The sequence below is a fragment of the Methylobacterium sp. J-072 genome, from assembly GCF_022829425.1.
GTDB lineage: Bacteria > Pseudomonadota > Alphaproteobacteria > Rhizobiales > Beijerinckiaceae > Methylobacterium.
Map to the genome: position 1 here is coordinate 44,690 of NZ_JAKSYK010000177.1, position 6,112 is coordinate 50,801.

The following is a 6,112-nucleotide window of genomic DNA, read 5'->3' on the forward strand; positions in this document are numbered from 1 at the left end:
CCTTGGTCGGGACACACGCCCTCGACTCCGAACGGCGCACCCCCGGCAGGCGCGAGAGCGAGGGTGCGACCGCCCTCTCCGAAAAGATGCCCCGCCTCGTGCTGGAGGCGCGGCGGGTCTCGAGCCTGCTGGCCCACGGCCTGCACGGTCGTCGCCGGGCGGGGCCGGGCGAGAGTTTCTGGCAGTTCCGCCCCTTCGTCACCGGCGAAGCCGCCGCGCGGGTCGATTGGCGCCGCTCGGCCCGGGACGACAGGCTCTACGTGCGCGAGCGCGAATGGGAGGCGGCCCACAACATCTGGCTGTGGATCGACCGCTCCGCCTCCATGGGCTTTTCTTCGGACTTGGCGTCGGCGTCCAAAGTCGAACGGGCTCTGGTCCTGGGGTTAGCCCTAGCCGACGCCTTCGTGGAGGGCGGCGAGCGGGTCGGGCTGCTGGGTCTGACCCGGGCCACCGCCTCGCGGGGGATCGTCGAGCGGATGATCCAGGCGCTCGTCGCCGACAAGTCCGGCCTGGAGCAGGACCTGCCGCCGCGGGCGAGCCCGGCCCGGTTCGACGAGGTGGTGCTGATCGGCGACTTCCTCACCGATCCCGGCCGGATCGCGACCGCCGTGCAAAGCCTCGCCGGGCGGGGCAGCCGCGGCCATCTGCTGATGGTGGTGGATCCGATCGAGGAGACCTTTCCATTCACCGGCCAGGCAGTGCTGCACGATCTCGAAGGCGGGCTCAGCCTCGATATCGGCGACGCCGATGCCTGGGGCGCCCGCTACCGTGCCCGCATCGCCGAGCACCGCGCCGCCCTCCAGGCGATCGCCCGCCAGCAGGGCTGGACGCTCACCATTCACCGCACCGACCGCCCGGCGAGCGAGGCGGCCCTGCGGCTCGCCACGCTGATCGCCGCGCGCGGCCCGGAGTGAGGCCGCCATGCTGGGTCTGACCTTCGCGGCGCCCCTGGCGCTCGCCGCCCTGATCGGTCTGCCGGCCCTGTGGTTCCTGCTGCGGGTGACGCCGCCGCGCCCGCGCCGGATCGAGTTCCCGCCGCTCAAGCTCGTCGCCGACCTGATCCCGCAGCGGCAGACGCCGGCGCGCACCCCACCCTGGCTTTTGCTCCTGCGCCTGCTGATCGCCGCCGCGCTGATCCTGGCGGTGGCCGGCCCGGTCTGGAATCCCGGCGGTGTCGGGGCGGGCGGCGGCCGCAGCGCGCTCCTCGTGCTCCTCGACAACGGCTTCGCCGCCGCCCACGACTGGCGCGACCGGCTGCGCGTCGCCACCGACGCGATCGAGGGCGCGGCCCGGGACGGACGGCCGGTGGCGGTGATCGGCCTGGCCGAGCCGCCCGCCGCCTTCGAGGCCAAGACCCCGGCCGCCGCCCTGGAGCGCCTGCGCGCCCTGGCACCCCGCCCGATCCTGCCAACCCGCGACGCGCATCTCGCCAGCATCGGGACGTTCCTGGAGAAGAACCGGGGCGCCGGCCTCGTCTGGATCAGCGACGGCGTCGCCGGGGCCAGCGACGAGCGCTTCGCCAAGGGCCTGGCCGACCTCGTCGGCGGCAGCGGCGCCGCCCTGACCGTGCTGCGAGCGGAAAAACCGCCGGCCCTGGCGCTCACCGCCTCCGAGACCGGCGGCACCCTCACGGCCCGGGCCCTGCGGGCGGCCCCGAACGGGCGCGACACCGGCGTGATCCGGGCGCTCGACCAGAAGGGCCTGCCGCTGGCCGAGCGCGACATCGCCTTCGCGGCCGACGCCACCGAGGCCACGGCGGCCTTCGAGATGCCCGTGGAGCTGCGCAACAGCATCAGCCGCCTGGAGATCGCCGGGGAGCGCTCGGCCGGGGCCGTCGTGCTTCAGGACGAACGCGGCAAGCGCCGCCGGGTCGGGCTCGTCTTCGGCGGCACCCTCGACCAGGCCCAGCCCCTGCTGGCGCCGACCTATTACCTCGCCCGAGCGCTCCAGCCCTTCGCGGACGTGCAGGAGGCGCGCGGCGCCAAGGGCACGGCGGACTCGATCAATCAGCTCCTCGACAACCAGGTCTCGGTGCTGGTACTCGCCGATGTCGGTGCGCTGGACGAGCGGACCACCGCCCGGGTCGAGAGCTTCGTGAAGGCCGGCGGCATGCTGCTGCGCTTCGCCGGCCCGCGCCTCGCCGCCGGCAACGACCCGCTGGTGCCGGTCCGCCTGCGCCGGGGCAACCGGACGCTGGGCGGCACGCTCTCATGGGACAGCCCCAAGACCTTGGCGCCGTTCCCGCCCGAGAGCCCCTTCGCCGGCCTGACCCCGCCGGCCGATATCGGCGTGCGCCGCCAGATCCTGGCCGAGCCGGACGGCGACTTGCCGAACCGGACCTGGGCCTCCCTGCAGGACGGAACGCCGATCGTCACCGCGCAGAAGCGCGGCCAGGGCACGCTGGTGCTGTTCCACGTCACCGCCGACACGACCTGGTCGAACCTGCCGCTGTCGGGGCTGTTCATCGACATGCTCCGGCGCGTGGTCGGCCTGGCCGGCACCTCGGCGCCCCCGGCGGGCGAGGCCAGTCGCGCATCCGCTGTGGTGCTCGCCCCCCGGGCGACGCTGGACGGGTTCGGAGCCCTCGGCTCGCCCCCCGCCTCGGCCACCGCGGTGGCGGCCGACTATGCCGACCGGGGGAACGCCGAGCACCCGCCTGGTTTCTACGGACCGGCCGATGGCGGTATCAGCGTCAACGCCCTCAAGCCCGACGACCGCCTGAGGCCCCTCGACACCGCGGGGTTAGACGGCGCCCGGATCGGAACCCTCGCCGGAGCTGAGACCCTGGATCTGCGTCCCACGTTGTTCACCCTGGCGCTGCTGCTGCTTGCCCTCGACACCTTGGCCGGCCTGTGGCTCGGCGGCTTCCTGCGCCGCTCCGCCTGGGCAAGCCGCCTGCGCGGACGTCCGGCGGTGCTGGCCTTCGCCGGTCTGTTGCTGTTCGCTACCCTGCCGGCGCAGCCGCTGCGCGCCGAGGAGCCCGCGGCCAACCGGCCGAACGGCATCGAATCGTCCCTGGTCACGCGGCTCGCCTACGTGATCACCGGCGACGCCGCTCTCGACGAGGCCAGCCGGACCGGTCTGACCGGTCTGACCCAGATGCTCGCCTCGCGCACCGCCCTCGAACCGGGCGAGCCCGCGGGCATCGACCCGGCCAAGGACGAGCTGGCCTTCTATCCCCTGATCTACTGGCCGATCGCACCGTCCCGGCCCCAGCCCTCCGAGGCGGCGATCCGCAAGATCGACGCGTTCATGCGCAACGGCGGCACGGTCCTGTTCGACACACGCGACGCGCTCACCGCCCGCCCGGGCGGCCCGCCCTCCCCGGAGGCGGCTTACCTGCGCAAGATGCTGGCGACCCTCGAAGTGCCGGAGCTGGAGCCGGTGCCCCTCGACCACGTCCTGACCAAGGCGTTCTATCTCGTCGACAGCTTCCCCGGCCGCTACGCCACCGGCCAGACCTGGGTGGAAGCCCTGCCCCCCGCCGCGGAGGGCGCCGAGCGCCGCCCGGCCCGGGCCGGCGACGGCGTCAGCCCGATCATCATCACCGGCAACGACCTCGCCGCCGCCTGGGCGGTGGGCCGCCGCGGCGAGCCGCTCTACCCGGTGGTCGGCGGCGACCAGCGCCAGCGCGAGATGGCCTTCCGCGGCGGCGTGAACATCGTGATCTACACGCTCACCGGAAACTACAAGGCGGACCAGGTCCACGTGCCCGCGCTGCTGGAGCGGCTGGGACAGTGACAGGCATCGACACGTTTCCCGGGCAGCGCCTGCTCCCACCAACCCTCTTCATCCTGAGGTGCAGCCGCGCAGCGGGCGCCTCGAAGGAGCCCTCCAGCGGTCTCGGCGATCCCTGGAGCCCTCCTTCGAGGCCGCTGACGCGGCACCTCAGGATGAGGGGGGTTGATGGGCCCGTCGCTACATCCCTCACACGCATCTCGGAGGCTTGCACGCCATGCTGAGCCTCAGCTTTACCCCCCTCCTCCCGTGGCCGGTCCTGGCCGCTCTCGGCCTGATCGTCGTCGTCCTGGCCGTGCTCGCCTTCGTGGCACGGGGCCGGACGGCGCTGCTGCGCGCCGTAGTGCTCGCCCTGGTGCTGGCGGCCCTCGCCAACCCCGCTCTGGTGCGGGAGGACCGCGAGCCGGTGAAGGATATCGCGGCGATCGTGGTCGACCGCTCCGGCTCGCAGGCGCTGGGCGACCGGCCGCAGATGACCGACGCGGTCCGGGCCGAGTTGCAGCGCCGCTTCGGCGCGCTCACCAACATCGAGCCGCGCTTCATCGACGTGCCCGACGCCAAGGACGGCGACGACGGTACCAAGCTGTTCACGGCGCTGGGCCAGGCGCTCGCCGACGTGCCGCCCGAGCGGCTCGCCGGGATCGTGATGCTCACCGACGGCGTGGTTCACGACATCCCGGCCGCGATGGCCCAGCTCGGCATCAAGGCGCCGCTCCACGTGCTGGTCACCGGCCATCCAGACGAGCGCGACCGGCAGATCAAGCTCCTGGAGGCGCCCCGCTTCGGCATCGTCGGCAAGGATCTGTCGATCCGCGCCGAGGTGATGGAACGCGGCGGCACCGGCCACGCGGTCGTCACGGTCCGCCGCGACGGCGAGGAGATCGACCGGCGGGATGTCGCCACCGACAAGCCGTTCGCGCTGACCACTCGGATCGAGCATGGCGGCCCGAACGTCGTCGAGATCGAGGTCGAGCCGCTGCCGGGGGAACTGACCACGGTCAACAACCGCGCGGTCCTGCCGATCGAGGGCATCCGCGAGAAGCTCCGGGTGCTCCTGGTCTCCGGCGAGCCGCATCAGGGCGAGCGGACTTGGCGCAACCTCTTGAAGTCCGACGCCAACGTCGACCTCGTGCACTTCACCATCCTGCGCCCGCCGGAGAAGCAGGACGGCACACCGATCTCCGAATTGTCGTTGATCGCGTTCCCGACCCGCGAGCTGTTCGTTCAGAAGATCAAGGATTTCGACCTGATCATCTTCGACCGCTACGCCAACCAGAGCGTGCTGCCGCAGGCTTATTTCGACAACATCGTCCGTTACGTCCGCGAGGGCGGCGCGCTGCTCGTCGCCGCCGGCCCCGAATATGCCGGTCCGGCGAGCCTCGCCCGCACGCGGCTCGCCGGCATCCTGCCGGGCGACCCGGACGGGCGGGTGGTCGAGCGCCCCTACAAGGCGACGCCGACCCAGATCGGCCAGCGCCACCCTGTGACCCGCGACCTGCCGGGCTCGGACGCCAACCCGCCCGCCTGGGGCGACTGGCTGCGCATCGTCCAGGCCCGCACCCGGCCCGGCATCCAGCCGATCCTGTCGGGGGCCGACGGGCTGCCGCTGCTCGCCCTGTCCCGGGAAGACAAGGGCCGGGTCGCGCTGCTCCTGTCCGACCATGCCTGGCTCTGGGCGCGGGGCTACCAGGAGGGCGGCCCCTATCTCGACCTGCTGCGCCGCCTCGCGCACTGGCTGATGAAGGAGCCGGCCCTCGAAGAGGAGGCCCTGCGGGCGCAGACCACGGGCCGCGGCCGCGAGGTGCGGGTCGAGCGCCAGACCATGGCCGAGCAGGTTGAGCCGGTCACCGTCACCGGCCCCACCGGCAAGATCACGACGCTCACCCTCAAGCCCGGCGAGCCCGGCCTGTTCACCGCCACCTTCGACGCCGAGACCCTGGGGTTACACACCCTGCGTTCGGGCAACCTCGTGGCCTTCGTCAGCGTCGGCCCGGCCAACCCGCGCGAGCTCGCCGACGTATTCAGCGACACCGAGCGCCTGAAGGCGGTGGCGGAGGGCTCCGGCGGCTCGATCCGCCGGGTCGCGGATGCCGGCGGCACCACCCAGGTGCCGCGGCTCGCCACCGTGCGCAGCGGCCGCCTGGCCGGCGGTGACTGGATCGGCTTCCGCCCGAGCGACAGCGCCAATATCCGCGGCGTCGAGGTCTACCCCCTGGCCCTCGGCCTCGCCGCCCTGGCCGCCCTGGCGGCGGCCGTGCTCGCCATGTGGCTGGTCGAGGGACGCCGCGGGCGTGCGGTTTGAGTTTTTGTGACTTGGAAGGTGACCTTGTTTCCCCAATCTGGGCGCTCTCCCTCCCCCCTTTGCGGGGGAGGG

The 6,112-nt window shown here is 73.0% G+C and carries 3 protein-coding genes; all 3 read left to right on the forward strand.

What is annotated here, in order from left to right:
- Positions 1 to 2: 2 nt before the first annotated feature.
- Complete coding sequence (locus MKK67_RS21390; protein WP_243969190.1) at positions 3 to 914, forward strand: DUF58 domain-containing protein; 912 nt, start codon at positions 3 to 5, stop codon at positions 912 to 914.
- Between the two features lie 7 nt (positions 915 to 921).
- Positions 922 to 3,741, forward strand: coding sequence for a DUF4159 domain-containing protein (locus MKK67_RS21395; RefSeq protein WP_243969192.1), 2,820 nt, complete (start codon positions 922 to 924; stop codon positions 3,739 to 3,741).
- A 214-nt stretch (positions 3,742 to 3,955) separates the two neighbouring features.
- Positions 3,956 to 6,040, forward strand: coding sequence for a hypothetical protein (locus MKK67_RS21400; RefSeq protein WP_243969195.1), 2,085 nt, complete (start codon positions 3,956 to 3,958; stop codon positions 6,038 to 6,040).
- The last annotated feature ends 72 nt before the right edge of the window (positions 6,041 to 6,112 follow it).